This window comes from Neobacillus sp. NPDC093182 (assembly GCF_044754045.1).
Genome location: NZ_JBIVOI010000001.1, coordinates 849842 through 875094, shown reverse-complemented (window position 1 = coordinate 875094; position 25253 = coordinate 849842). Strand labels below are relative to the sequence as shown.

General features: G+C 38.9%; 22 protein-coding genes, 21 tRNA genes and 2 rRNA genes. 38 read left to right on the top strand and 7 right to left on the bottom strand.

Going from position 1 to position 25253, the window contains the following annotated elements:
- The 28 genes from ACIQAA_RS04645 to ACIQAA_RS04510 all read left to right on the top strand — a co-directional run.
- A 23S ribosomal RNA gene (locus ACIQAA_RS04645) occupies window positions 1–91 on the top strand; the annotation flags it as partial.
- 130 nt (window positions 92–221) lie between these two features.
- A 5S ribosomal RNA gene (gene rrf / locus ACIQAA_RS04640) occupies window positions 222–337 on the top strand.
- Between the two features lie 8 nt (window positions 338–345).
- Window positions 346–421, top strand: a tRNA-Val gene (locus ACIQAA_RS04635).
- 31 nt (window positions 422–452) lie between these two features.
- A tRNA-Thr gene (locus ACIQAA_RS04630) sits at window positions 453–528 on the top strand.
- Window positions 529–597: 69 nt separating this feature from the next.
- Window positions 598–673 (top strand) — tRNA-Lys (locus ACIQAA_RS04625).
- A gap of 16 nt (window positions 674–689) precedes the next feature.
- Window positions 690–774: transfer RNA gene (locus tag ACIQAA_RS04620), tRNA-Leu, on the top strand.
- A gap of 34 nt (window positions 775–808) precedes the next feature.
- Window positions 809–883, top strand: a tRNA-Gly gene (locus tag ACIQAA_RS04615).
- 5 nt (window positions 884–888) lie between these two features.
- Window positions 889–977, top strand: a tRNA-Leu gene (locus ACIQAA_RS04610).
- A 27-nt stretch (window positions 978–1004) separates the two neighbouring features.
- Window positions 1005–1081, top strand: a tRNA-Arg gene (locus ACIQAA_RS04605).
- 7 nt (window positions 1082–1088) lie between these two features.
- Window positions 1089–1165: transfer RNA gene (locus tag ACIQAA_RS04600), tRNA-Pro, on the top strand.
- A gap of 19 nt (window positions 1166–1184) precedes the next feature.
- Window positions 1185–1260 (top strand) — tRNA-Ala (locus ACIQAA_RS04595).
- Window positions 1261–1306: 46 nt separating this feature from the next.
- Window positions 1307–1383, top strand: a tRNA-Met gene (locus ACIQAA_RS04590).
- 27 nt (window positions 1384–1410) lie between these two features.
- Window positions 1411–1487: transfer RNA gene (locus ACIQAA_RS04585), tRNA-Ile, on the top strand.
- A gap of 17 nt (window positions 1488–1504) precedes the next feature.
- Window positions 1505–1597: transfer RNA gene (locus tag ACIQAA_RS04580), tRNA-Ser, on the top strand.
- Between the two features lie 37 nt (window positions 1598–1634).
- A tRNA-Met gene (locus ACIQAA_RS04575) sits at window positions 1635–1708 on the top strand.
- Window positions 1709–1711: 3 nt separating this feature from the next.
- Window positions 1712–1788, top strand: a tRNA-Asp gene (locus ACIQAA_RS04570).
- Between the two features lie 26 nt (window positions 1789–1814).
- Window positions 1815–1890, top strand: a tRNA-Phe gene (locus ACIQAA_RS04565).
- A gap of 28 nt (window positions 1891–1918) precedes the next feature.
- Window positions 1919–1994 (top strand) — tRNA-His (locus ACIQAA_RS04560).
- 16 nt (window positions 1995–2010) lie between these two features.
- A tRNA-Gly gene (locus tag ACIQAA_RS04555) sits at window positions 2011–2084 on the top strand.
- 6 nt (window positions 2085–2090) lie between these two features.
- Window positions 2091–2167 (top strand) — tRNA-Ile (locus ACIQAA_RS04550).
- A gap of 34 nt (window positions 2168–2201) precedes the next feature.
- Window positions 2202–2276, top strand: a tRNA-Asn gene (locus ACIQAA_RS04545).
- A gap of 7 nt (window positions 2277–2283) precedes the next feature.
- Window positions 2284–2374: transfer RNA gene (locus ACIQAA_RS04540), tRNA-Ser, on the top strand.
- A gap of 11 nt (window positions 2375–2385) precedes the next feature.
- Window positions 2386–2457: transfer RNA gene (locus ACIQAA_RS04535), tRNA-Glu, on the top strand.
- 724 nt (window positions 2458–3181) lie between these two features.
- Window positions 3182–5128 carry a 1,4-alpha-glucan branching protein GlgB gene (gene glgB, locus ACIQAA_RS04530; protein ID WP_402615529.1) on the top strand — a complete coding sequence of 649 codons (1947 nt, stop codon included), beginning with the start codon at window positions 3182–3184 and terminating at the stop codon, window positions 5126–5128.
- Window positions 5070–6215: a glucose-1-phosphate adenylyltransferase gene (locus tag ACIQAA_RS04525; protein WP_402615527.1), complete on the top strand. Its 1146-nt coding sequence runs from the start codon at window positions 5070–5072 to the stop codon at window positions 6213–6215. Before glgB ends, ACIQAA_RS04525 begins: the two co-directional genes overlap by 59 nt.
- A 19-nt stretch (window positions 6216–6234) precedes the next feature.
- Window positions 6235–7266 (top strand): GlgC family sugar phosphate nucleotidyltransferase, encoded by a 1032-nt coding sequence (locus tag ACIQAA_RS04520; protein ID WP_402615525.1) that lies wholly within the window; start codon window positions 6235–6237, stop codon window positions 7264–7266.
- Window positions 7263–8711, top strand: coding sequence for a glycogen synthase GlgA (glgA, locus tag ACIQAA_RS04515; RefSeq protein ID WP_402615523.1), 1449 nt, complete (start codon window positions 7263–7265; stop codon window positions 8709–8711). Before ACIQAA_RS04520 ends, glgA begins: the two co-directional genes overlap by 4 nt.
- Window positions 8701–11094 (top strand): glycogen/starch/alpha-glucan phosphorylase, encoded by a 2394-nt coding sequence (locus ACIQAA_RS04510; RefSeq protein ID WP_402615520.1) that lies wholly within the window; start codon window positions 8701–8703, stop codon window positions 11092–11094. The genes glgA and ACIQAA_RS04510 overlap by 11 nt, the downstream gene beginning before the upstream one ends.
- A 171-nt stretch (window positions 11095–11265) precedes the next feature.
- Here ACIQAA_RS04510 and ACIQAA_RS04505 read toward each other — a convergent pair whose 3' ends face one another.
- Together ACIQAA_RS04505 and ACIQAA_RS04500 are read right to left on the bottom strand one after the other, a co-directional pair.
- Window positions 11266–11484 (bottom strand): hypothetical protein, encoded by a 219-nt coding sequence (locus tag ACIQAA_RS04505; RefSeq protein ID WP_402615517.1) that lies wholly within the window; start codon window positions 11482–11484, stop codon window positions 11266–11268.
- Window positions 11485–11654: 170 nt separating this feature from the next.
- Window positions 11655–12593 (bottom strand): 1,4-dihydroxy-2-naphthoate polyprenyltransferase, encoded by a 939-nt coding sequence (locus tag ACIQAA_RS04500; RefSeq protein ID WP_402615514.1) that lies wholly within the window; start codon window positions 12591–12593, stop codon window positions 11655–11657.
- Window positions 12594–12946: 353 nt separating this feature from the next.
- On the opposite strand from ACIQAA_RS04500, the gene ACIQAA_RS04495 reads away from it, so the two are divergent.
- From ACIQAA_RS04495 to menC, 6 genes are all read left to right on the top strand, one after another.
- Window positions 12947–14347 (top strand): isochorismate synthase, encoded by a 1401-nt coding sequence (locus ACIQAA_RS04495; RefSeq protein ID WP_402615512.1) that lies wholly within the window; start codon window positions 12947–12949, stop codon window positions 14345–14347.
- Window position 14348: 1 nt separating this feature from the next.
- The gene (menD, locus tag ACIQAA_RS04490) at window positions 14349–16097 is read left to right on the top strand and encodes a 2-succinyl-5-enolpyruvyl-6-hydroxy-3-cyclohexene-1-carboxylic-acid synthase (protein ID WP_402615510.1); all 1749 of its coding nucleotides are present in this window, start codon (window positions 14349–14351) and stop codon (window positions 16095–16097) included.
- Window positions 16097–16903, top strand: coding sequence for a 2-succinyl-6-hydroxy-2,4-cyclohexadiene-1-carboxylate synthase (gene menH / locus ACIQAA_RS04485; RefSeq protein ID WP_402615506.1), 807 nt, complete (start codon window positions 16097–16099; stop codon window positions 16901–16903). The genes menD and menH overlap by 1 nt, the downstream gene beginning before the upstream one ends.
- A gap of 20 nt (window positions 16904–16923) precedes the next feature.
- A complete protein-coding gene (gene menB, locus ACIQAA_RS04480; RefSeq protein ID WP_221824617.1) occupies window positions 16924–17742 on the top strand; it encodes a 1,4-dihydroxy-2-naphthoyl-CoA synthase in 819 nt (272 codons plus the stop codon).
- 118 nt (window positions 17743–17860) lie between these two features.
- A complete protein-coding gene (locus ACIQAA_RS04475; protein ID WP_402615504.1) occupies window positions 17861–19345 on the top strand; it encodes an o-succinylbenzoate--CoA ligase in 1485 nt (494 codons plus the stop codon).
- Window positions 19342–20457, top strand: a complete 1116-nt coding sequence (menC, locus tag ACIQAA_RS04470; RefSeq protein WP_402615501.1) for an o-succinylbenzoate synthase — start codon at window positions 19342–19344, stop codon at window positions 20455–20457. The genes ACIQAA_RS04475 and menC overlap by 4 nt, the downstream gene beginning before the upstream one ends.
- A gap of 32 nt (window positions 20458–20489) precedes the next feature.
- On the opposite strand, the gene ACIQAA_RS04465 is transcribed toward menC, so the two are convergent.
- Both ACIQAA_RS04465 and ACIQAA_RS04460 read right to left on the bottom strand, forming a co-directional pair.
- Window positions 20490–20648 (bottom strand): DUF1540 domain-containing protein, encoded by a 159-nt coding sequence (locus tag ACIQAA_RS04465; protein ID WP_307194128.1) that lies wholly within the window; start codon window positions 20646–20648, stop codon window positions 20490–20492.
- Window positions 20649–20739: 91 nt separating this feature from the next.
- A complete protein-coding gene (locus ACIQAA_RS04460; protein WP_402615497.1) occupies window positions 20740–21678 on the bottom strand; it encodes a metal ABC transporter solute-binding protein, Zn/Mn family in 939 nt (312 codons plus the stop codon).
- A gap of 212 nt (window positions 21679–21890) precedes the next feature.
- On the opposite strand from ACIQAA_RS04460, the gene ACIQAA_RS04455 reads away from it, so the two are divergent.
- Window positions 21891–22463, top strand: coding sequence for a beta-class carbonic anhydrase (locus ACIQAA_RS04455; protein WP_402615494.1), 573 nt, complete (start codon window positions 21891–21893; stop codon window positions 22461–22463).
- Here the strand turns inward: ACIQAA_RS04455 and yidD are convergent.
- A complete protein-coding gene (gene yidD, locus ACIQAA_RS04450) occupies window positions 22460–22687 on the bottom strand; it encodes a membrane protein insertion efficiency factor YidD (RefSeq protein WP_402615491.1) in 228 nt (75 codons plus the stop codon). The two genes, ACIQAA_RS04455 and yidD, sit on opposite strands and share 4 nt — an antisense overlap.
- 319 nt (window positions 22688–23006) lie before the next feature.
- On the opposite strand from yidD, the gene ACIQAA_RS04445 reads away from it, so the two are divergent.
- Window positions 23007–23480, top strand: coding sequence for an S-ribosylhomocysteine lyase (locus ACIQAA_RS04445; RefSeq protein ID WP_402615488.1), 474 nt, complete (start codon window positions 23007–23009; stop codon window positions 23478–23480).
- Between the two features lie 106 nt (window positions 23481–23586).
- On the opposite strand, the gene ytzI is transcribed toward ACIQAA_RS04445, so the two are convergent.
- Together ytzI and ACIQAA_RS04435 are read right to left on the bottom strand one after the other, a co-directional pair.
- Window positions 23587–23751, bottom strand: coding sequence for a YtzI protein (gene ytzI / locus ACIQAA_RS04440; RefSeq protein WP_402615485.1), 165 nt, complete (start codon window positions 23749–23751; stop codon window positions 23587–23589).
- A gap of 107 nt (window positions 23752–23858) precedes the next feature.
- Window positions 23859–24116 (bottom strand): DUF6154 family protein, encoded by a 258-nt coding sequence (locus tag ACIQAA_RS04435; RefSeq protein ID WP_179160128.1) that lies wholly within the window; start codon window positions 24114–24116, stop codon window positions 23859–23861.
- Between the two features lie 236 nt (window positions 24117–24352).
- On the opposite strand from ACIQAA_RS04435, the gene ACIQAA_RS04430 reads away from it, so the two are divergent.
- Entirely contained in the window at window positions 24353–24676 is a 324-nt protein-coding gene (locus tag ACIQAA_RS04430; RefSeq protein ID WP_402615482.1) for a hydrolase, read from the top strand.
- 84 nt (window positions 24677–24760) lie between these two features.
- A complete protein-coding gene (gene ytkD, locus ACIQAA_RS04425) occupies window positions 24761–25240 on the top strand; it encodes an RNA deprotection pyrophosphohydrolase (RefSeq protein ID WP_402615479.1) in 480 nt (159 codons plus the stop codon).
- The last annotated feature ends 13 nt before the right edge of the window (window positions 25241–25253 follow it).

Genomic DNA, 25253 nt, shown 5'->3' with positions numbered 1-25253 from the left:
ACCCTGAAAGATGATCAGGTTGATAGGTCAGAGGTGGAAGCGCGGTAACGTGTGGAGCTGACTGATACTAATCGTTCGAGGACTTAACCAATTTTATGGTGAACTCGTTTTACACACTTCTTCTGAAATTATCTAGTTTTGAGGGAATGAATTTTTTTAAAAAAACCTCTTGAAAAATATCGAAAAAGACAATATAATAGATTTTGTCTTTAAGAAAACAGTCTGGTAATAATGGCGAGAAGGTCACACCCGTTCCCATACCGAACACGGAAGTTAAGCTTCTCAGCGCCGATGGTAGTTGGGACATTGTCCCTGTGAGAGTAGGACGTTGCCAGGCTTATATATGGAGGATTAGCTCAGCTGGGAGAGCATCTGCCTTACAAGCAGAGGGTCGGCGGTTCGATCCCGTCATCCTCCACCATAATATTTTCATAAAATAAACTACAATATATGCCGGTTTAGCTCAATTGGTAGAGCAACTGACTTGTAATCAGTAGGTTGGGGGTTCAAGTCCTCTAGCCGGCACCATGCTTTACTTCGTTGGTTCATATCAGCGGCAGCGTAAAACATCAGTTATCATATAAGTGCCAATTATATGAGCCATTAGCTCAGTTGGTAGAGCATCTGACTTTTAATCAGAGGGTCGAAGGTTCGAGTCCTTCATGGCTCACCATTTAAAAAAACAATATGCGGGTGTGGCGGAATTGGCAGACGCACCAGACTTAGGATCTGGCGCCGCAAGGCGTGGGGGTTCGACTCCCTTCACCCGCACCAAGTTATTTTTGTTAGAAAATAATCTTTCATATACGCGGAAGTAGTTCAGTGGTAGAACACCACCTTGCCAAGGTGGGGGTCGCGGGTTCGAATCCCGTCTTCCGCTCCAAACTTGCCGGGGTGGCGGAACTGGCAGACGCACAGGACTTAAAATCCTGCGGTAGGTGACTACCGTACCGGTTCGATTCCGGTCCTCGGCACCATTTTCAATAACAGATTAGTAAAATAATGCGCCCGTAGCTCAATTGGATAGAGTGTCTGACTACGGATCAGAAGGTTATGGGTTCGACTCCTTTCGGGCGCGCCATATTTTACGGGAAGTAGCTCAGCTTGGTAGAGCACTTGGTTTGGGACCAAGGGGTCGCAGGTTCGAATCCTGTCTTCCCGACCATTTCTCAAAATTATTAAATGGGGCCTTAGCTCAGCTGGGAGAGCGCCTGCTTTGCACGCAGGAGGTCAGCGGTTCGATCCCGCTAGGCTCCACCAAGTTAATTTCACGATAGTGAAAATTACTTACAATTTCATGTTATTTGGCGGTGTAGCTCAGCTGGCTAGAGCGTACGGTTCATACCCGTAAGGTCGGGGGTTCGATCCCCTCCGCCGCTACCAAATAAATTAGTTATAGATCTTCAATATGGACCTTTAGCTCAGCTGGTTAGAGCAGACGGCTCATAACCGTCCGGTCGTAGGTTCGAGTCCTACAAGGTCCACCAGTAATTTTATATAATATGGAGGAATACCCAAGTCCGGCTGAAGGGATCGGTCTTGAAAACCGACAGGCGGGTTAAACCGCGCGGGGGTTCGAATCCCTCTTCCTCCGCCATATTATTACTTCAGCAAAATGAAATACTTTTTATTGTCGCGGGGTGGAGCAGTCTGGTAGCTCGTCGGGCTCATAACCCGAAGGTCGCAGGTTCAAATCCTGTCCCCGCAATATGGTCTGGTAGTTCAGTTGGTTAGAATGCCTGCCTGTCACGCAGGAGGTCGCGGGTTCGAGTCCCGTCCAGACCGCCATTTTTATTAAGATGGCAAAATATAGTGGCTCAGTAGCTCAGTCGGTAGAGCAAAGGACTGAAAATCCTTGTGTCGGCGGTTCGATTCCGTCCTGAGCCACCATTTATGTTAAATGTGTAATATTATGATGGCGATTGTGGCGAAGTGGTTAACGCACCTGATTGTGGTTCAGGCATTCGTGGGTTCGATTCCCATCAGTCGCCCCATTCATGAAAAATTAATGCGGGTGTAGTTTAGTGGTAAAACCTCAGCCTTCCAAGCTGATGTTGTGAGTTCGATTCTCATCACCCGCTCCAATTTATGGGCCTATAGCTCAGCTGGTTAGAGCGCACGCCTGATAAGCGTGAGGTCGATGGTTCGAGTCCATTTAGGCCCACCAGAATTTTTTCGACAGTAACATAATTTTCTATTGTTCCGCAGTAGCTCAGTGGTAGAGCTATCGGCTGTTAACCGATCGGTCGTAGGTTCGAGTCCTACCTGCGGAGCCATTTTTATGGGGAAGTACTCAAGAGGCTGAAGAGGCGCCCCTGCTAAGGGTGTAGGTCGGGTAACCGGCGCGAGGGTTCAAATCCCTCCTTCTCCGCCATAAAAATATTTGGCCCCTTGGTCAAGCGGTTAAGACACCGCCCTTTCACGGCGGTAACACGGGTTCGAATCCCGTAGGGGTCATACAAAAAGGCTGATGATATTTTATCATCAGTTTTTTTGTGCTTATTTTTGTCAGTAAAAATGACAAAACTTCAATCAATTATCTATAACTCCATCAGTTCTATAGTCTATAGTAACCGAAATGTTTAAACAATAGATATTTGGGTCACTAGATGGCTTATAGTGACCCAATACCTTCGTCTAAATCAACTTGAGTCATCCACCAGCCAGCGTGGAGCAGCGAACCCCTGTTGATATCTATAATGAGTTATTCTATCCATATAATTTGTATCAATCATTCCTATTTTCCCTCTATCTCTTATCAATTATCTTATATAAGAAAAACAAACATTCCTATCCTTTGAAGAGCCGCTAGCTTGTCCAAGACTTAAGAGTGCATTTTCCTGAGCTAAAAATTATATTTATATAATTTTTGGCTTTCCGTGCTACTAAGGAAAATGTTGATAACGCTTACATCTACTGAATATTTAGCACTTTTACATGTTAAAGTTTCTTATAATTTAAATAATATTTTTTACCCAAAATTGCAAAAAAACTTTATATTTTTTTGTCTTTTCATGAAAGATTTCTTGTTTGATTTTGTCGAAAGGTGCAGTAAAACCTCGTAATATGACAAACCGTATGTTTTATTGTCAGAAAAGATAAAAAAGTTTTACAAGAGATATTTCTAATTTGCACTTATAATTAACCCTTGAAATACATTTTCACAAGGATGAGGTTAATAATGGCAGTGAATACGTTATATCCGACAGACTATCAGTTGCATTTGTTTCATGAGGGGAACCTTTTTCAAAGTCACCAGCTGTTTGGAGCACACGTCTTTAAAGAATCTGACAAAGTATATACGCGATTTTGTGTGTGGGCTCCTAACGCTAACAAAGTAAGGCTGGTTGGAAATTTCAATAACTGGAATGGAGAAGGTTACGATTTACATAGGGTAAACAATGAAGGTGTATGGATTATTGTTATTAATCAAGACCTGAATGGCTGCCTCTATAAATATGAAATAATTACTGCACAAAATGAAAGACTTTTAAAATCAGATCCATATGCATTTTATTCTGAACTGCGGCCAAATACCGCATCAATCGTTTATTCTTTGAGAAATTACGATTGGCAGGATAATCATTGGATGCACCGAAAGCAGAAAAGAAATTTCTTATCTGAACCACAGATCATCTATGAGATGCATTTTGGTTCATGGAAAAAGCATGAAAATGGTGATTTTTTAACATATAAGGAAATGGCTGAAGAACTCATACCTTATGTGCTTGAACATGGATTTACACATATTGAATTATTACCGCTTATTGAGCACCCCTATGATGGTTCTTGGGGATATCAGGGTACTGGATACTTTTCAGCCACCTCCCGCTACGGAACGCCAAAGGACTTTATGTACTTTGTAGATCAATGTCATCAGAATGGGATTGGCGTCATTCTTGATTGGGTTCCAGGTCATTTTTGTAAGGATTCACATGGTTTATATCGTTTTGACGGTTCACATATTTATTCGTACGAAACAGAGAGTGACAGGGAAAATCAAGTTTGGGGAACCGCAAACTTTGATCTTGGAAAAGGCGAAGTGCAAAGCTTCCTAATCTCAAATGCATTCTTTTGGATCGATTATTTCCATATTGATGGCATTAGAATGGATGCAGTTGCTAATATCATCTATTGGCCGAATTCAGCCGAGAATCAAGAAAATCCATTTGGAATTGATTTTCTAAAAAAGTTAAATATACAAGTTCATGAATATGATCCAACCTTTGTCATGATTGGAGAAGATTCAACAGATTTCCCTAATGTTACTGCACCGGTCCATTATGGTGGATTAGGATTCGATTATAAATGGAATATGGGCTGGATGAATGACATTTTAAAATATATGGAAACTCCGCCATTTGCACGTGCAAGTGTTCATACGAAAGTAACTTTTTCGCTTCTTTATGCCTTTTCGGAAAACTTTATGCTCCCGTTTTCACATGATGAAGTCGTACATGGCAAAAAGTCTCTTTTAGACAAAATGCCAGGAGATTACTGGGAGAAATTCGCCCAATTACGCTTACTTCTAGGGTATATGTTTGCACATCCTGGTAAGAATTTATTATTTATGGGATTTGAGCTTGGTATGTTTTCAGAATGGAAAGACAAAGAACAATTAGATTGGAATCTATTAGACTATGAAATGCACCAAAATGTAAATTTATATGTTAAACAATTAACAAAACTTTATAAACGATCTAAAGCATTGTATGAGCTAGACCACATGCATGATGGTTTTGAATGGATTGACTGTAATAACTATAACCAATCCGTCTTTTCTTTTATTCGGAAAGGTAAGACCGAAAATGATTATCTAGTTATCATTTGTAATTTTACAGGTGTTCACTATCCAGATTATAAAATTGGCGTCCCTGCTCAAGTAGAGTTTCGTGAAATTTTCAATAGTGACGATACTGACTTTGGCGGCGCAGGATTTATTAATAAGAAAACATTTATGGCTTCAGAAGATCCATTTCATGGAAGACCATATTCCGTTAATGTGACGATACCGCCTTTTGGCTTTCAGATCATTCGACCGGTGAAAAAACGAAAGGAGAGAAAAGGTAATGGGAAAGAAAAAGTGCGTGGCAATGCTATTGGCAGGAGGGAAAGGAAGCAGACTTAACTCACTTACAAAGGATTTAGCGAAGCCTGCTGTTCCATTTGGAGGAAAGTACAGAATCATTGATTTTCCATTAAGCAATTGTGCTAATTCAGGTATTGATACAGTGGGTGTCTTAACTCAGTATCAGCCATTGCTTTTAAATTCGTATATAGGTATTGGCAGTGCATGGGACCTAGACCGTAAAGATGGAGGGGTAACCGTTTTACCCCCGTATGCTGAAACTTCTGAGGTAAAGTGGTATACCGGAACCGCAAGTGCTATTTATCAAAACCTTAATTATTTAAAGCAATACCAGCCTGAATATGTACTTATTCTATCAGGTGACCATATATACAAAATGAATTATGAGACTATGCTCGAGTATCATATCGAAAAAAGGGCAGATGTAACCATTTCATTAATTGAAGTTCCTTGGGCGGAAGCAAGCCGTTTTGGGATTATGAACACAAACGAGGAATTAAGAATAACAGAGTTTGAGGAAAAGCCAGCAGAGCCAAAAAATAATTTAGCTTCGATGGGCATTTATATTTTTAGCTGGAATATACTGAAAGAATATCTAGAGATGGACGCAAGAAATACTAAATCCTCCCACGATTTTGGTAAAGACATCATCCCAACTCTGTTAGAAGAAAATAAGAAGTTATATGCCTATCCTTTCAAAGGCTATTGGAAGGATGTAGGAACAGTTAAGAGTCTTTGGGAAGCAAATATGGATCTATTGAATGACGAATGTGATTTAGATCTATTTGATCATGACTGGAGAATTTATTCTGTCAATCCTAACCAGCCTCCACAGTATATCTCTCCTGAAGCCATTGTTAAGGAATCCCTAATTAATGAGGGCTGTACGATTGAAGGAGAAATTGATAATTCGGTTTTATTTCAAGGAGTTAGTGTTGGTAAAGGATCTATTATTAAGGAATCTGTGATTATGCCAGATGCGGTAATTGGTGAAAACGTTAAGATTGAGAAAGCGATTGTTCCAAGTGATGCTGTTATTCCAGATGGGACCGTAATTCGTTCATTTGATGATGAAATTATCCTTGTTACTGAAGAAATGTTAAGTGGGTTATATCCTGCTTTTTAATATACGGGAGGGACTAGTATTGAAGAGAAAGCTATTAGGCGTTATTGACGCAACAACGTACCATGATGATCTAGAGGATCTTTTGACACATCGATCACTTGCAGCCCTGCCATTTGCAGGACGTTATCGTATTATTGATTTTGTACTTTCAAATATGGTGAATTCAGGAATAAGAAGTGTAGCAATCTTTCCTAAAATGACCTACCGTTCGTTAATGGATCACCTCGGTTCAGGGAAGAACTGGGATTTAAATCGCAAGCGTGATGGACTTTTCTTTTTTCCAACTCCCATTGTTGATTCAGATATAAATAAAATTGGTTGCTTTGAAAACTTCGCAGCCAATTTAGATTTCTTTTACCGTAGTTCTCAAGAGTATTCGATCATTACGAATTGTTATACCGTTACCAATATGGATTTTAAACCATTGCTAGATTGGCATATACATTCAGGATGCGATATTACTGAGATTCACCATGAAGATGGTACCCCGATGGAAATGTATTTGGTGAAAACATCCTTACTAATTAAATTAATTGAAACAAGAAATGAAACAGGATATACATGTATGAGGGATGTGGTCCTAGACCCAGAACATCACTTCTCCATTTGCAGCTATCAATATTCCGGTTATGCCGTCATGATCAATTCGATTCAAAACTATTATTCTACTAGTTTAAATTTATTAAATTCCGATGTCTGGAAGCAATTATTTATTAAAGAACAGCCTATCCTGACAAAGGTGAAAGACGAGCCGCCAACACGATATTTAAAAGGTTCAGTTGTACAAAATGCTATGATAGCTAATGGCTGCTTAATTAATGGTTCAGTTGAAAATAGTATTATCTCTAGGGGAGTAAAAATTGGTAAAGGGGCAGTTATTAAGAATTGCATTATCATGCAAAAATGTGTAATTGAAGATAATTGCTACCTGGATTCCGTTGTTTTAGACAAGGACGTAAAGGTAGAGGCGGGTACAATCCTAACAGGTACTGCCAGGGATCCTTTTGTCGTGCGGAAAGGAACTAAACAAGGAGCTCTGATGAATTCGTGAAAGTATTATTTGCAGTTTCAGAATGTGGTCCATTTGCAAAATCTGGAGGGCTTGCGGACGTTGCAGGCTCCCTGCCTAAAGAACTAAAAAGTCTTGGTACGGACGTAAGGGTAATCATGCCTAAATATGGCACTATTGCTGATGATTTTAAGGCGGATATGAAAAAAATTAAAGAATTCACAGTACCTGTTGGCTGGAGAAATCAGTATTGCGGGATAGAGGAGCTTTCCTATGAGGGAGTAACCTACTACTTTGTTGATAACGAATACTATTTCAAACGCGAAGGATTTTATGGTTATTACGATGATGGCGAGAGGTTCGCTTATTTTAACCGGGCTGTGTTGGAAGCTTTGGCACATCTTGATTTTTATCCAGATGTACTCCATTGCCATGACTGGCATACAGCGATGATTCCATTTTTATTAAGAATGGAGTATTACAAGCGAAAAGGCTACGGACTCATTCGTACTGTTTTCACGATTCATAATCTGCAATTTCAAGGTATATTTCCACGAGAGGCACTTTCTGACTTGCTTGGATTAGATTGGGGAGCATTCCACCCAGAAAATTTGGAGTTTTTCGGCTGTATCAATTTCATGAAGGGTGCTCTTGTAGCGGCTGACGAAATTACAACAGTAAGCCCAACTTATAAACAAGAAATCCAAACACCTGCATATGGGGAAAAATTGGATGGTCTTTTAAAAACACGAGAAGAAGATCTCGTTGGCATCTTAAATGGTATCGATGATAAATTCTATAATCCTGCCGATGATTCGCTGATCTATAAAACGTTCACGGTTAATAACCTTGAAAATAAAGCCATTAATAAAAGTGAAGTCCAAAAATTCTTTGGGCTGCCACAAAAACCAAATACACCGTTAATGGTGATGATTACGCGGCTGACAAAACAAAAGGGATTAGATCTTGTTAAGTGTGTTTTAAAAGATATTCTCCATGAAGATATCCAAATGGTGGTTCTAGGGACAGGAGACTATGCTTACGAGGAGTATCTGCGTCATGCGGCAATCTCCTATCCAGATAAATTAAAGGTTCATATCGGTTTTAGTGAGGGACTGGCCCACAAGCTATATGCTGCTGCAGATCTGTTTCTAATGCCATCCCTATTCGAACCATGTGGTCTTGGTCAATTAATCGCTATGAGATACGGTGCGGTGCCAATTGTACGTGAAACAGGCGGGCTAAATGATACGGTACAATCTTGGAATGAGATAACCAATGAGGGAAATGGGTTTTCTTTCAAGAATTTTAATGCCCATGACATGCTATATACGATTAGAAGGGCATTACACTTTTATCATGACCCTGCTTGGGAAACCATCGTTCAAAAAGCGATGGAGAAGGATAACAGCTGGGCCCAGTCTGCATTTAAGTATAATCAGCTTTATGCAGAGCTGATCTCGAGGAGTGAAACCCATGTTTTCTAATACAACAGAATTTAAGAACACTTTCTTAAAGAGGTTGAATATGGTTTGCGGTAAGAGCTTTTCAGAAAGCTCAGAACGTGACCATTACCAAACACTTGGTATTATGATTCGAGAGTTTGTTAGTCATGATTGGATCAAAACGAATGAACGATACCTTGCTGCAAAAGAGAAACAGGTTTATTATCTGTCAATTGAATATTTATTAGGTAAACTGCTGCGGCAAAATTTAATAAACTTGGGAATCGAAGAAACGGTACAAGTTGGACTGAGTGAACTTGGTATCGATTTAAATAACCTAGAAGAACTAGAAAGTGATGCAGGCTTAGGAAATGGCGGCTTAGGTAGATTAGCCGCTTGTTTTCTTGATTCCCTAGCTTCTCTTAATCTCCCAGGACATGGTCATGGCATTCGTTATAAACATGGACTATTTGAACAGAAAATTGTGGATGGCTATCAAGTAGAATTACCAGAGCAATGGCTCAGAAGCGGTAATGTTTGGGAAGTTCGGAAGGCTGACCTAGCTGTTAAAATACCATTTTGGGGTAAGGTGGAAGGAAGAACAGAGAATGGCCGCCTTGTATTTCAACATTTGAATGCTGAAACCGTTACTGCCGTTCCACATGATATGCCGGTTATTGGATATAATTCAGAAACAGTTAATACGTTAAGATTGTGGAATGCAGAGCCATCTCAATTTCCTATTCATGATGATATTTTAAAGTACAAACGTGAAACGGAATTAGTATCAGAATTCCTATATCCGGATGATACCCATGATGAAGGGAAAATACTCCGGCTAAAGCAGCAATATTTTTTAGTATCTGCAAGTATTCAATCCATCATCAAAACGTATCGAAAACAACACGGAAACTTGAAGGAACTTCATCAGCACGTTTGTATTCACATTAATGATACCCACCCAGTTTTGGCTATTCCGGAGCTTATGAGAATCTTAGTGGATGAGGAAAAATTTGATTGGGACCTTGCCTGGTATATCACAAGGCATACGATTTCCTATACAAATCATACGACCTTATCGGAAGCATTGGAAAAATGGCCAATACGAATTTTTCAGCCGCTGCTGCCTCGAATTTATATGATTATAGAAGAAATAAATGAACGGTTTTGCGGAGATTTATGGGATAAATACACAGGGGACTGGGATAGGATTGCAAAGCTGGCGATCATTGCTGATGGCTATGTGAAAATGGCTCATTTAGCGATTGTGGGGAGTTTTAGTGTTAATGGGGTTGCCAAGCTGCATACAGAAATTCTCAAGACTCGTGAAATGAATCAATTTTATCAATTGTTTCCAGAGAAATTCAATAATAAAACGAATGGAATCGCCCATCGCCGCTGGCTGCTAAAAGGAAATCCGGACTTATCAAACTTAATTACTGAATCCATTGGTTCTTCATGGACTCAATCACCTGCTGATTTAATTCAATTACTAAAATATCAACACGATTCATCCTTCATGGAACAGCTCTTTAAAATTAAAAGGGATAATAAGGAACGTCTTGCTGATATAATCCAGAGCAAGAATGGGATTGCTGTGGATTCCTCTGCTATCTTTGACGTGCAGGTAAAGCGCCTGCATGCCTATAAAAGACAGCTTTTAAAGGTATTACATATCATGTATCTTTATAATCGGATCAAAGAGGATTCTAGTTTTTCAATGGTACCAAGAGTATTCATTTTTGGAGCCAAGGCGTCCCCAGGTTATTATTATGCAAAGAAAATTATCAAGCTCATTAATACAGTAGCTGAAAAGGTAAATAATGACCCATTTATTGGTGATAAAATGAAGGTGGTTTTTCTAGAAAATTATCGCGTTTCCCTCGCGGAAAAAGTCTTTCCGGCTGCTGATTTAAGTGAACAAATTTCAACAGCGAGTAAAGAAGCATCTGGTACTGGTAATATGAAGTTTATGATTAATGGAGCACTAACAGTAGGAACAATGGATGGGGCCAATATTGAGATTCACGAATTGGTCGGAGATGAGAACATCTTTACCTTCGGGCTTTCTGCAGATGAGGTCCTTCACTATTACCAGCATGGAGGCTATCAATCGATTGAATATTATCACCATGACAGCCGTATCCGCCAGGCAGTTGATCAGCTGGTTAATGGATTCTTTCCTGGTGTATACAATGAATTTGAACCAATCTTTGATTCATTGCTGGAGGAAAATGACCAATACTTTGTACTAAAGGATTTTGCTTCCTATGCGGACACTCAAAAGAGAATTGGAGAAACTTTTAGAGACCAGCAAATCTGGCAAAAGAAGTGCCTGATTAACATCGCCCACGCGGGTTATTTTTCAAGTGATCGGACAATCAAAGAGTATGCGGACGATATTTGGGGAATTAAACCTCAATAAATGACAAGCGATCCTATTACAAAAGAAAAATAGGAGAAAACCACCAATCGTGATATGATGGTGGTTTTCTTGTTTAATATTGTCTTGCCTAAAGAAAATACTCCGATTTTAGTAGGAAGCAGTCTTTCTATTCCAGAAATCCTTTAAGTTGGGATTCACTAGAAAGTAGAATTAATCAGCGTCAACAGTGACAGAAAATATGTTGTTACAGCAAATTCTTACTTCGTTATTACCATTATTTGTTGATAAAACAACAACATTTCCGTCGATTCTTAAAAATTCCCCGTTCTGGACTGCATTGCCTACTGATTGAACCATAACGTCTTCACCTACTGCAACATCTGCGAATAAATCATTACAATCACAGCAGAAATTATTTCTAATTCCCATATTATTTCCCACCTTTCTATCAAGTTAATACATCCTATGCATGTCCTAAAAAGGTTGTTCGAAAAATAATCAAAAAGCGGACTAATATTAAATGGCATTTCCCTAAATAAAAAAAACATTCCTCATTAAAAGGAATGCTCTATGACTATAAACTTAATTTAATATCTGCTTTATGAAACAAAGTATCCGATAAAAATACCAATAGCAAGTAAAAATCCAAAAATCGTATTGGTTTGTGCTGTAGCTTTCATGGCTGGAGCCATTTGAATTGGTGAAACACCTGCTTTAAAGCCTTTTATTGCTTTCATTGCTTTAGGAATACTTAGAAGCACGATTAGTGTCCATATCGGAGCAACACCTGTGATGATTAAACCTACTATCCAAAGAAATGAAAAAATGAACATATAACTCATTAAAGTAACTGCCTTATTTTTACCTAATAAAATGGCTAATGTTTTTCGGCCGTTTTCTTTATCGCCATCTAAATCTCGAATATTATTAGAAAAATTAATAGCACCAACCAGAACTAAAATAGGAACTGAAATCAGGATGCTATAGGTTGTGACGGTTCCAGTTTGGATAAAGAATGATATTAAAATGATTAACATACCCATAAAGAACCCTGCAAAAATCTCTCCAAATGGAGTGTATGCAATAGGATAAGGTCCACCTGTATACAAATAGCCAACTGCCATACAAATAAGCCCGAGAACTGCCAGCCACCAGCTGGTACTCATACAAATGTATACCCCAATTAATAGAGCAATTCCATAGAGGCTTAGTGCGAGCTGCATAACCGTTTTTGGCTTAATTCCATCACGGACAATGGAACCTCCAATTCCAATTGAGTGCTCATTGTCGAGTCCACGTTTAAAATCATAATACTCATTGAACATATTAGTAGCTGCTTGGATTAATAAACTTGCGATTAACATGGCAAAGAAAAGACCGAAATGTATTTCTCCATGTGAAAGCGCCAGTGCTGTACCTAGCAAAACTGGAACGAATGAAGCAGTCAAAGTATGGGGACGGGTCATTTGCCACCAAACCTGAAAACCGCGATTCGATTCAACAGCAGGCTTTGACGTATGCTGTAAATTTGGCTGCATTTTCTTCTCTCCCTTTTATCTATTATCTATAGTAAATTCGTTAATTTGTACTATTGTCTAAAGACTGTCCAAACCTTAGTTTATGGAATTTGGCAGCCGCAGTCAATTATTTTTTATTAGTGAAATTAGTAGATAATTCCTTCTTGATTAGTAATGAGTATTTGGAGGGAAAATGAAAGTAATCGAATGTAAATCAAATACAACCCTGCTCGGAGTGAATTAAGATATAATAAGGTAGTCATGAGTATACTTAGTGACAAGTATTACTGACTTCTTTACAATAAAGTAGTATGTTTAAATTAGGCATAAAAATGAATGGATAACAGTCATTTGACTGTTTTGGAGGGATTTTTTTGGTTACCATTCAGGAAACGGAATTAAAGGATAGAGGTATCTCGGCAGTCCGCACTGCTCAAAAACTAGGCCGTCCCATTTTAATAAGTGAAGTTCATAAAATGGACAGAATTGATCCCTTATCCTTTTTCAATCGTGGAAGAGAGCGCTATCTCGGGGAACGTTTCTACTGGAAAGACCCATCAGAAGAAGTTGTGCTTATTGGCATTGGCATATCAAAACAAATTCAGTCGGATCAGGCTACTGACCGCTTTTTTCATGTTGAAGAAGAGTGGAGAACATTTCTAAAAGAAAGTATAATCTTTAATCCATACAATGAAAATGGCTTAGGACCTGTTATGTTTGGCGGGTTTTCCTTTGATCCACTTAAAGCAAAGACATCGCTGTGGACTAAATACGCTGATTCTCTATTCCATGTTCCAAAATACATGATAACAATTGTTAAGGGACAAACGTATTTAACGACGAATATTGTTTGTACCCCAAATGATGATTATACACTTTTTGAAAAAGTAATTAATGAGCGAACCCAGCTGCTCACATCACTAAAACAAGAAACTGATATGAAACCGGCTAAACTCCTCGAAATGAAAGAAATCTCACCTCTGCAATGGAAACAGACTGTGGATGATGTGGTAGAGGATTTAAAAACTGGTTCATTGAAAAAGGTAGTGCTGGCACGCGAATTAAGATTATTGTTTGATCATCACGTTAGAGCAGATGTTATTCTCGAAAATCTATACAATCAACAGCGGGATAGCTTTATCTTTGTTTTTGAATCCAACGGAGATTGTTTTATTGGTGCCACACCTGAAAGACTCGTGAAGAAACAAGGAAAAAATGTATTTTCAACCTGCCTGGCGGGTTCGATTAGACGTGGTAAAAACGAAGAGGAAGACCATTTGTTAGGGCAAACATTATTAAATGATCAGAAAAACCTCAATGAGCATGGATTTGTCGTTGAAATGATTAAAGAAGCATTAGAAGAATCATGTGAGGAAATTATCCTTCCAGATAAGCCGCAATTAATGAAAATCCGGGATATTCAACATCTTTATACACCGGTTATTGGTAAATGTCAAAAGGATGCCTCACTGCTTCTATTAGTGGAAAGACTTCATCCAACTCCTGCCCTTGGCGGACTTCCTAAACAAGAAGCTGTTGAAAAAATTAGACAGGTAGAGGAATTAGACCGTGGTTTCTATGCTGCACCGTTGGGCTGGGTCGATTATCGAGGAAACGGAGAGTTCTCGGTTTCTATTCGTTCTGGTCTCATTCAAGGGAAAGAGGCATCATTATTTGCAGGATGTGGTGTCGTTGCGAATTCTGACTCAGAAAGTGAATACCTGGAAACAAGCTTAAAATTTAGACCAATGCTTCGCGCTCTTGGAGGAAATTAATATGAATCATCAAGCATCTTTAACCGCTTATTTAGCAGCATTTGTATCAGAGTTAGTACTGACAGGAATAAAGGATGTTGTCGTGAGCCCGGGGTCAAGATCGACCCCGATGGCAATGGTCATGGCCGAACATCCTGATATAAATATCCATATCCATGTGGACGAACGTTCTGCTGCCTTCTTTGCTTTAGGAATAGCAAAAGTTACGAATAAGCCGACGGCGATTTTATGTACTTCCGGAACGGCAGCTGCCAACTATTTTCCGGCAATCATTGAAGCACGCTATTCACAGGTACCGTTACTTGTTCTAACGGCTGACCGGCCTCATGAGCTAAGAGAGGTAGGTGCTCCACAGGCGATCGATCAAATTCATTTATATGGACAACATGTAAAATGGTTTGCAGACATGGCATTGCCTGAAAGCAGCACTGAAATCATACGGTATGCCCGTACTGTCGGAGCACGGGCGGCAGCCATTGCAAGTCAAGCTCCAGCGGGTCCAGTTCATTTAAATTTTCCGTTCAGGGAACCGCTGATACCAAAATTGGATGAAGCTATCTTTCATTTAGAAGAGCGGCCAATGGGATATGTCAAAGTCCGAAACGGAGATTTAACGATTCGTGAGGATGAAATGAAGGAAATTTCTTTCAAACTTAGGGGTTATAAAAACGGAATCATAGTATGCGGTAATATATCTGACGACCGTTTTGCTCAGGCTGTCACAGACTTAGCAGACAAGTTAAAGTTTCCAATATTAGCCGACCCATTATCACAACTTAGAAGTGGACGACACCATCTGGAAAATATCGTGGAAACATATGATACATTTTTAAGAAATGAAGAAGCTAAAGTCTATTTGAAACCAGATGTAATCCTGCGCTTTGGGGCAATGCCTTTATCAAAAGCCCTTACAATATTTTTAAAGGAAAACCATCAAGCTGAACAATTTGTTATAGATGGAGCTGGGGGCTGGCGCGATCCATCATCATTATCAACCGAAATGATTTACTGTAATGAAACGATCTTTTGCGAGCAGATATTGACTTTCAGTGAAGCAAGGACCTCTGGCGAATTTTTAGAAAAATGGCTGGCTGTTAATAATCTTACAAAAGCAAACATGGCGCTAATCAAGGATGGTCAGCAATTAAGTGAAGGCCGATTGTTTTATCAATTAGCGGATTTGCTTCCAGAGGGGGCAACATTGTTTGTTGGAAATAGCATGCCTATTAGAGATTTAGATAGTTTCTTTCACAATAACAATAAATCAATAAAAGTTATAGCGAATAGAGGAGCAAACGGTATTGATGGAACCGTATCTACGGCAATAGGTGCAGGATTATACTCACAACCTTTATATCTCGTCTTAGGGGATTTAACTTTTTTCCATGATTTAAATGGGCTGATTGCATCGAAGTTATATGGGATTGATGTCAAGATTATTGTAGTTAACAATAATGGCGGCGGAATTTTCTCCTTCCTGCCGCAATCGCAGCATCCTAAGCATTTTGAACGGTTATTCGGTACACCGTTAAACTTAGACTTTGAGCATGCTGTAAAGATGTTTAATGGTAACTTTACTAGAATAAAGGATTGGGAACATTTACAGGAACTTATGAACGATTCAACCGAGGTAAAGGGATTAAATGTATATGAAGTGGTCACAAACCGTGAAAGTAACTTAGTAGAACATCGCGAATTTTGGCGTATTGTTTCCGAGGAAATATCAAACTTTGTCAAAGGTGTCGATTAATGAGGTTAAAGGTTAACAATATTACCTACCATGTCGAAGTGTGCGGGGAAGGATTTCCATTACTTTTATTACACGGCTTTACTGGAGATTCTTCCACTTGGACGCCTTTTTGTCCGGTTTGGGGCAAGCATTCAAAATTAATCATCCCAGATATTATCGGCCATGGTGAAACAGAGTCACCAGAAGATATAAGTCTTTATAAAATAGAATCTGCTGCTAAAGACTTGATTTTGCTAATGGATCAGCTTGGAATTGAACAAGTAGACCTCCTTGGGTATTCAATGGGGGGCAGATTAGCACTAACTCTAGCTATTTTATACCCAGATAGAGTTAGAAAGCTAATTTTGGAAAGTGCTTCACCTGGTCTAAGAACAAATGAAGAAAGATTACAGCGCCGTATGAAAGATGCGGAACTAGCAGACTTTATTAAAGACCAAGGAGTCGTAACCTTTGTTGATTATTGGGAAGCAATTCCTCTCTTTTCTAGCATGGGCAGTCTGCCTGACTCAATGAAAGTATCAATTAGAGAACAGCGGCTGTCTAATAACGCTAAGGGTCTTGCGAATAGCTTATTAGGAATGGGGACAGGTTCGCAGCCATCCTGGTGGGGAAAGTTGGACCTGATTGGCTGTGAAGTGTTATTGTTAACAGGAGAAAAGGATGAAAAGTTCTGTAAGATAGCCGAAAGAATGGCTGAGGATATGAGAAAAGCTTCATGGATTGTAATAAATGGCTGTGGTCATGCAATTCATGTGGAACAAAAAGAAAAATTTGGTACAATAGTAAGTGACTTTTTGTCAATTTAAAACTAAGGAGGAAGATCGTTTTGACAGTAGAATGGATTGCAGGACGTAAATATGAAGAAATTTTATATGAAACATATAACGGAATCGCGAAAATTACCATTAATCGCCCACATGTACATAATGCATTCACACCGAGAACGGTTATGGAGTTAATTGATGCTTTTGCCTATGCACGTGATGATTCGAGTGTAGGAGTAATCGTACTTACAGGTGCCGGAGATAAAGCGTTTTGTTCAGGTGGTGACCAAAAAGTACGCGGACATGGCGGCTATGTTGGTGAAGATCAAATTCCACGATTAAATGTCCTAGACCTACAGCGCTTAATTCGTGTTATACCAAAACCAGTTATTGCAATGGTTAAGGGTTATGCAATTGGTGGCGGGCACGTTTTACACGTTGTGTGTGATTTAACGATTGCAGCGGATAATGCTGTTTTTGGACAAACAGGTCCGAATGTAGGAAGCTTTGATGCTGGTTATGGTTCAGGCTATCTAGCCAGAATTATCGGTCATAAAAAGGCTCGTGAAATTTGGTTCTTATGCCGACAGTATAATGCACAAGAAGCTCTTGATATGGGCTTAGTAAATACAGTTGTTCCACTTGAGAGAGTGGAAGAAGAAACCATTCAGTGGTGTAATGAAATTCTTGAGAAAAGTCCAACTGCCCTTCGCTTCTTAAAGGCAGCAATGAATGCAGATACAGATGGCTTGGCTGGTCTTCAGCAATTTGCTGGCGATGCAACTCTTCTTTACTATACAACAGAAGAGGCAAAAGAAGGCCGTGACGCCTTTAAAGAAAAACGTAAGCCAGACTTTGGTCAATTCCCACGTTTCCCTTGATTCAAAAATGTTGCAGCTTGATGGACTCCATCAGGCTGTTTTTATATAGAAAAGTGGAAGCGTCAATGCGCAATAGCTAGACAAATAGGGCAACTAACTAGAAGCAGGTGAAAAATTTATGCAATATGAAACCATGCCTAACTTTCTAAAAAAAAGAGCATTTCTCACACCTGAAAGAACGGCGGTTTATTTTAATGATACGACACTATCTTTTAAAGAATTATATGAAAAATCCTATCAAACTGCTGGAGAGCTTCAAGGTTTAGGAGTAAAAAAAGATCAATATATTGGTGTATTACTTAAAAATCATCTTGATACCATTGTGATTTTATTTGCACTTCAGCTCATTGGAGTCAAGGCTGTTATTTTAAACAATCGATTATCGAAAAAAGAAGTAGTGTGGCAGTTAAATGACTCAAGGGCAGCCGCGTTAATTCTCGAAAATGATTTTTACGAGATAAAACAGGATGTAGAAGTGCCAGTTATTACAAAAGACGAGTTGTTTGCAGCAACTTCAGAAACTCCCGAAATACAGGAAGAAATTAATTTAGATGATGTCTGTACGGTTATGTATACATCAGGCACAACTGGAAATCCGAAAGGCGTCCTTCATACATATGGAAACCATTGGTGGAGTGCGGTCGGTTCTGCCCTAAATTTAGGATATACCGATAGTGACCGCTGGCTTTGCAGTCTGCCGCTTTTTCATATAAGTGGCTATTCCATTTTAATGAAAAGTGTTATTTACGGAATGCCTATTATACTCCATGAAAGCTTTGATGCTGACAGAGCGATACATGATATTAAACACAAACATGTTACGATTATGTCAGTGGTAGGAACGATGCTTTTTAGGATTGTTGAAACGCTTAAAGGTTCTAAGCTGCCAACTCATTTCCGCTGTGCGCTATTAGGAGGAGGTCCTGCACCGTTACCATTGTTAGAGGCATGTAAGGCAAAAGAAGTTCCCGTTTTCCAATCCTATGGGATGACGGAAACTGCTTCACAGATTGTCACACTAGCTCCGGAGTACAGTATCACAAAACTAGGTTCTGCAGGTAAGCCATTATTTCCATCACAAATTAGGATTATTTTGGAGAATGGTGTAATGGCCTCACCGGGGGAAGCTGGTGAAATAGTCGTCAAAGGACCAAACGTCACCTCGGGTTATTTGTATCGACCAGATGCCGTACAGGGCAATTTTAACGATGGGTGGTTTTATACGGGAGACATTGGCTATTTGGATGAAGAAGGTTTTTTATATGTGCTTGACCGGCGTTCTGATCTCGTTATCTCAGGAGGGGAAAACATTTATCCTGCCGAAATTGAATCGGTTTTATTATCTCATCCAGATGTCGCTGATGCAGGTGTTACTGGTATCGCTGATGAAACATGGGGACAGGTTCCCACGGCTTTTATTGTTCGCCAAAAAAATGCACAGGTTACGAAGGATGAACTTAAACGGTTTTGTTTAGAAAACTTGGCTAAATACAAAGTACCAAAATCATTCTTTTTTACGGAAAAACTTCCGAGGAACGCCTCTAAAAAGCTTCTGCGCAGAAAGCTATCTGAATTGATTCATGAGGACAGGATTCATAGATGAGAATAGCTCAAATTATACTAAGAGTGATAAGTATGCCATTGAAGTCCCCCTTTCACACTCATTTAGGGAGTGTTACAGAGCGTGAAGGGATTATTGTAGAAGTAATTGATTCAAATGGGATTTCTGGATATGGAGAGGGTGTCGCTTTTTCCACACCGTGGTACACAGAAGAGACTGTGGCGACTAGTTTACATATCATGAGTGATGTATTAATCCCTTTGCTCAAAAAAAGGCCAATAAAACATCCTGAGGACGCAGCTATTTTATTCCAGTCAATAAGGAGAAACCATATGGCCAAGGCAGGATTGGAAATGGCCATTTGGGATTTATACGCAAAAAGGAATTCAACATCGCTTTCTAACGTCATTGGGGGAACGAGGAGTGAAATTGCTTCTGGTGTGGTGGTTGCTGCTGATTCACTCATCAGTTCTCTCAATCAAATTGAAAAATATTTGGAAGAAGGATACCGGAGATTTAAGATTAAGATTAACCCTAATCAGGATTATGCTGTTCTAGCGGAAATACGCCGGTATTATCCAGAACTTCCTATTATGGCAGACGCCAATTCAGCTTATACCTTAAATGATATGGACAGATTGAAAGCGCTGGATGACTTTAATCTTTTAATGATCGAACAACCGCTGGCCAGTGACGATATTATTGAACACGCACTACTTCAAAACGAAATAAATACACCAATCTGTCTAGACGAAAGCATTGTCGGCTTTAATGATGCAAAAAATGCTATTGAACTGGGGAGCTGTAAGATTATTAATATTAAAGCAGGCAGGGTGGGAGGACTTTACGAAGCCAAAAGAATTCATGATTATTGTCTTGATAGGGGTATCGAGGTTTGGTGCGGCGGGATGATCGAATTTGGAATATCCCGTGCGCATAACATCGCACTTGCTTCACTTCCTGGCTTTACAATTCCAGGTGATATTTCTGCCTCTAATCGATTTTGGGAGGAAGATATCATTACCCCTGAGGTATGTGTTAAAAACGGTTTTGTAAGCGTCCCAAGTACACCTGGCATAGGGTTCAGCATTAATGAAAAAAGGCTGCAGGAAACCACAAGGTTCAAAAAGGCATTTAAATTCGAAAACAAATAAACCAGACAAAAAGTCTGGTTTATTTCTATCATCTATAGATCCGAAGGTTCGAATGTTTTACAATCGGTTTCTTTACTGTTGTCAGCTGTTTTTCCTTTGTGGCTGACAACATATATGCGATCCGCACTGCATTTATTTCCTTTTGCCCAGAATGAGCAGTTGTTAACCTCACATAATACATCTTGTGCCATTAGTATCACTCCTTATCATCATTCGTAATACAAAAATAGCTTGTGATTTTTGACATCTTCTCATCCCTGTAAGATAAAGGGAACTAACCAACTAATTGTTTAAAGCAGTTTTTAGTGATGCTAAGTTCTGCTCCATTAGAGTAAAATATGTTTCTTTATCTTTAATGTTTTCTTTTGTTAAAATACCTAAATTATGAACTGGCAAAGCCTTAGCTCCAATTTCCTTCTGAACAATTTCCGCTAATTTGGATTTGACATTTTGTTCAAAAAGGATGTAATGCAGTCCTTGTTCATCCGCCATTGAGATGATTTTTTCTAGTTCTCGCTGTGTAGGTTCATTCGTTGTAGAAAGGCCAGAAATACTAATTTCTTCAAGACCGTATCTTTGCTCCCAGTAACTAAATGCAGCATGAGTCACAAGGATATCTTTGTGTTTTGCGTTTTGAATGGTGCTTTCGAATTCCGAATTTAATTGATCTAATTCATCTGCAAGCTTCTGATAATTTTGATCAAACGTCTCTTTATTTTGAGGCATTTTTTCAATTAAAGAATCCCTAATGACAGCGGCCATTTCCTTGGAATAGACTGGGTCAAGCCATACATGTGGGTTAAAATCTCCCTCACCGTGATCCTCATGGTCGTCATGGTCGTCATGCTCTTCAACAGGATCCAAAATCAGATCCTCAGCAGTTGGAATCAGCGTGACGTTTTCATTTTTTAATGATTCCTTAGCACTCTCTACAAAGCCTTCTAACCCTAGGCCGATGTAGAAAAATAAATCTGAATCAGCCAATTTAATCATATCTTTTTGAGATGGTTCAAATGTATGCTCATCTGCTCCTGGAGGATAGATTGTATTAACATTAACGTATTTTCCACCGATACGCTCCGTAAAATATTGAAGTGGGAATACTGTGGAATAAACGGTTAACTGCTCTTTCTTTTTTTCTGATTGTTCATCCTCAGTACTGCAGGCAGTTATAACCAAGCTAATAAGTAAAATAAATGGTAAAAGAATAATTTTTTTCATATATGCTCCTTTAAAAATTAATAAACCGGAGTTATTACGATTTATATTCGAAAAATTTTTAGTATTAAGATTATAAAAAAATGCATAATACGGAACGATTCCGATTTCCTTATGTATCTTACAAAAAAAATGAGTTAAATGCAAGCATAATATTGTAGCATCCGTTAGAATTTAGGTATGCTTAGTATAAACAAAGTTAAGGTGGGATTATTGTGAATGACACTACATTATTAAATGAAATCTTGGATTATAACCAAAAATTTGTTGAAAGCCGCGAATATGAGAAATATGAAACAACAAAATTTCCAAATAAACGGATGGTCATACTAACATGTATGGATACAAGATTATTGGAGTTATTGCCTAAAGCTTTGAACTTAAATAACGGTGATGTAAAGACGATTAAAAATGCTGGGGCACTTGTATCTCATCCATTTGGAAGTATTATGAGAAGTATTCTTATTGCTGTTTACCAGTTGAAAGCAGAGGAAGTGCTAGTCATTGCTCACCACGATTGTGGGATGAGTGGATTGAAGGCTGAACCAGTAATAGAAAGTATGATGAGCCGGGGGGTAACAGAGGAAACGATTGATACCCTAACATATTCTGGAATAGACATTAAAAAATGGCTCCATGGATTTGATAATGTTACAGAAAGCGTGGAGCATAGCGTGGATGTAATAAGAAACCATCCGTTAATGCCAGAAGGTGTTCCGGTGCACGGGTTAGTCATTGACCCAAAGACAGGTAAACTTGACCTTGTTGTCGATGGCTACCAAAGTTAATTCTCTTTTTTTTCTGGCACAGGATCTATGCCGCCCGGATGAAATGGATGACATTTTAGGATTCTCTTTAATGTAAGCCAGCCTCCTTTTAAAGCTCCAAACCGTTGAACCGCTTCTAACCCATAATGTGAACACGTGGGATAAAAACGACAACTTGGCGGTTTAATAGGTGAGATGACAACTTGATAAAATCGAATAACAGATAGTAAAATTTTTTTAAACATTAGGGAAACTCCCTTCAACAAATTACTTAAAAGATATCACAAATAGAAAAAAACGTCTAAATTGTTAAGTATACCTAAGTTGATGAAAAAACTCGGAATTTATAGTATGATACTATCTATACGTATCACGTATTACGGCACTCTGTTGATTGGAACGGAAGGCACGAAGACTCCTGCGGGAGGACGGGGCAGGGGAGACCCCGCAGGCGCTTAAGCGCCGAGGAGGCTCCCCGGACCGCCCTAAGGTGCGCGAAGTGCCTGGAGAGGAAATCAACAGACCAGTCTAATACAGCCTAATGTATAAAAGGAGTGGGGAAGAATGCCTTCAGTAGAAAGCTTTGATTTAGATCATAATGCGGTTAAAGCACCTTACGTGAGACATTGTGGTGTTCATAAGGTAGGAACCGACGGTATAGTCAATAAATACGATATTCGTTTTTGCCAGCCAAATAAACAGGCAATGAAGCCTGATGTTATTCACACATTAGAACATCTGCTCGCTTTTAATCTCCGTGCACATGTTGAAAAATATAATCACTTCGATATTATTGATATCTCGCCTATGGGCTGCCAAACAGGCTACTATTTGGTTGTGAGCGGTGAGCCGACTGTTGAAGAAATCATTGACCTTCTTGAAGACACGATGAAGACAGCAGTGGAAATAACTGAGATTCCAGCTGCAAACGAAAGACAATGCGGACAAGCGAAGCTTCATGATTTAGAGGGAGCAAAACGTCTAATGCGTTTTTGGCTTGAGCAAAGTAAAGAAGACTTAAAACAAGTTTTTGCATAAAACCAATAAAGCGGAAGTGCCTTGCTCAGGGCTTATGACCCCGAGCCCCTAGGCGCTGGAGCTAGATTAATAAAAAAATTCCTATTCGTGTTGAATAGGAATTTTTTTATTGCTTTTTTTCGTTATCAGCATTAGTATCGTTCTTTAAATAAGGATTATCGTCGAGTGGATCTACTGTATGTTTAAATTTATATGCCTTTGACGTAGTAATAACTGCCAGCAAAAGAACAACGATAATGATAATAATGCTTACTGCAAATATCGTATACATTTTTTATCCTCCCATTCCCCTACTATATTTTAGCATGGTTTGATCCTTTTTTAACAAAAAAAAAGGAACTGACAATAGCAGTTCCAAATTTGAGTGGTATGTAATATTTAGTGGATATTTCTTGGATAATAAGTATGGGTGCGCTGCTGGCCGTATTCTTCCTGGGCGAATTTACCTTTTAAGCTCTCGATTAAATAAAGCCCCATTAAATCGTATAATTCTTGTTTATCCATCTCTTTAATTAAGTGCAGCAGATCCTCATGTGACATTTCTTCTAAGAAGGCGAATGCTAACATATCAATATCTTCTTCATCACCCGTCAGCTTGTCTCGATACATCTGAAATAATTCATCGACTAACCTCATTCCGTTCACCTCCAAAGAATTTTTAAAATTTTTTCCTTACTTATTCAATTCCCTTAATGATGAAAAATATCCTCTATGGCTAAAGCAAAAGTTTGTAAAAATGGTGAAAATCCATTTTCTTAATATTATGACAATTATACACCATTCATTTCTAAAAAATGAGTCGAAATTTGAAATAGAATAAATTTTATTTGATTGTGGGAAATTTTAAATAATATTAGTAAGGGGATGACATAATGGATGAGCAAAAAAAGACCTATTATATAGACGTTGGGCATGGACAAATATCTCAAAGTGCAACAGCTTCTGCTTGGAACTTTAAAATTCAGGCGAATGATGAGGAAATTACCCAGCTTCGTGAGCTGTTTGACCAAAATTATTCAACCGAATGGCAAAACTTCTTTAGAGCCCATGTTCCATATGTACAATATCATTATGACCGTGAAAACGACGCATATGACAATACAATTAATCAAGTGTATGAGATGATTTACAAATTGGGAGATGAGGAAGCGAAAAATCATATTGAATCAATGAACATCCTGCCAAAACAAGGTTAAAAAAAGCGGAAAATCCTATAAAAAGGATTTTCCGCTTTTTTCGATTATAATGAATTAACAAGAGGTACCCAGGGGTGAGGTTAGGTGAAAAATTTTTTAGATCAATTAGGGAACAAGGTTGAGCTATCATTTTCAAGCAATGCCTTTGAGCAGGAAGCGAAACATGTGTTTGTCATATGCAAATATTTAGATGATTGGTTATTAACAAAGCATAGCGTTCGAGGACTGGAATTTCCAGGAGGTAAGGTCGAGCCTGGAGAGTCCCTCAAAGAGGCTGCCATCCGTGAGGTTTATGAGGAGACGGGTGCGAAACTGGAGGAACTTTCACAGATAGCTGAATATAGAGTTGCAGACGAAAAAAATACTTTTGTAAAGGCTGTATTTTGGGGGAAAATAAAAACCGTACATAAACTGAATCAATACTACGAGACAGAAGGACCTGTATTAGTAAAAGGTGATCTGTTAGATTTGCGTTTTGGTGAAGAGTACAGCTTTATTATGAAGGATGAAGTGGTGGCAGAATGTATGAAGTATATCTATAAGCTGCAACATGAAAAAGAATAGCGGCAAATTTAGA

Excerpts from the sequence above, each read along its gene's own strand:
- glgB (WP_402615529.1), top strand. The coding sequence starts at position 3,182 with ATGGCAGTGAATACGTTATATCCGACAGACTATCAGTTGCATTTGTTT.
- ACIQAA_RS04525 (WP_402615527.1), top strand. The coding sequence starts at position 5,070 with ATGGGAAAGAAAAAGTGCGTGGCAATGCTATTGGCAGGAGGGAAAGGA.
- ACIQAA_RS04510 (WP_402615520.1), top strand. The coding sequence starts at position 8,701 with ATGTTTTCTAATACAACAGAATTTAAGAACACTTTCTTAAAGAGGTTG.
- ACIQAA_RS04505 (WP_402615517.1), bottom strand. The coding sequence starts at position 11,484 with ATGGGAATTAGAAATAATTTCTGCTGTGATTGTAATGATTTATTCGCA.
- ACIQAA_RS04500 (WP_402615514.1), bottom strand. The coding sequence starts at position 12,593 with ATGCAGCCAAATTTACAGCATACGTCAAAGCCTGCTGTTGAATCGAAT.
- menD (WP_402615510.1), top strand. The coding sequence starts at position 14,349 with ATGAATCATCAAGCATCTTTAACCGCTTATTTAGCAGCATTTGTATCA.
- menH (WP_402615506.1), top strand. The coding sequence starts at position 16,097 with ATGAGGTTAAAGGTTAACAATATTACCTACCATGTCGAAGTGTGCGGG.
- ACIQAA_RS04475 (WP_402615504.1), top strand. The coding sequence starts at position 17,861 with ATGCAATATGAAACCATGCCTAACTTTCTAAAAAAAAGAGCATTTCTC.
- menC (WP_402615501.1), top strand. The coding sequence starts at position 19,342 with ATGAGAATAGCTCAAATTATACTAAGAGTGATAAGTATGCCATTGAAG.
- ACIQAA_RS04465 (WP_307194128.1), bottom strand. The coding sequence starts at position 20,648 with ATGGCACAAGATGTATTATGTGAGGTTAACAACTGCTCATTCTGGGCA.
- ACIQAA_RS04460 (WP_402615497.1), bottom strand. The coding sequence starts at position 21,678 with ATGAAAAAAATTATTCTTTTACCATTTATTTTACTTATTAGCTTGGTT.
- yidD (WP_402615491.1), bottom strand. The coding sequence starts at position 22,687 with ATGTTTAAAAAAATTTTACTATCTGTTATTCGATTTTATCAAGTTGTC.
- ACIQAA_RS04445 (WP_402615488.1), top strand. The coding sequence starts at position 23,007 with ATGCCTTCAGTAGAAAGCTTTGATTTAGATCATAATGCGGTTAAAGCA.
- ytzI (WP_402615485.1), bottom strand. The coding sequence starts at position 23,751 with ATGTATACGATATTTGCAGTAAGCATTATTATCATTATCGTTGTTCTT.
- ACIQAA_RS04435 (WP_179160128.1), bottom strand. The coding sequence starts at position 24,116 with ATGAGGTTAGTCGATGAATTATTTCAGATGTATCGAGACAAGCTGACG.
- ACIQAA_RS04430 (WP_402615482.1), top strand. The coding sequence starts at position 24,353 with ATGGATGAGCAAAAAAAGACCTATTATATAGACGTTGGGCATGGACAA.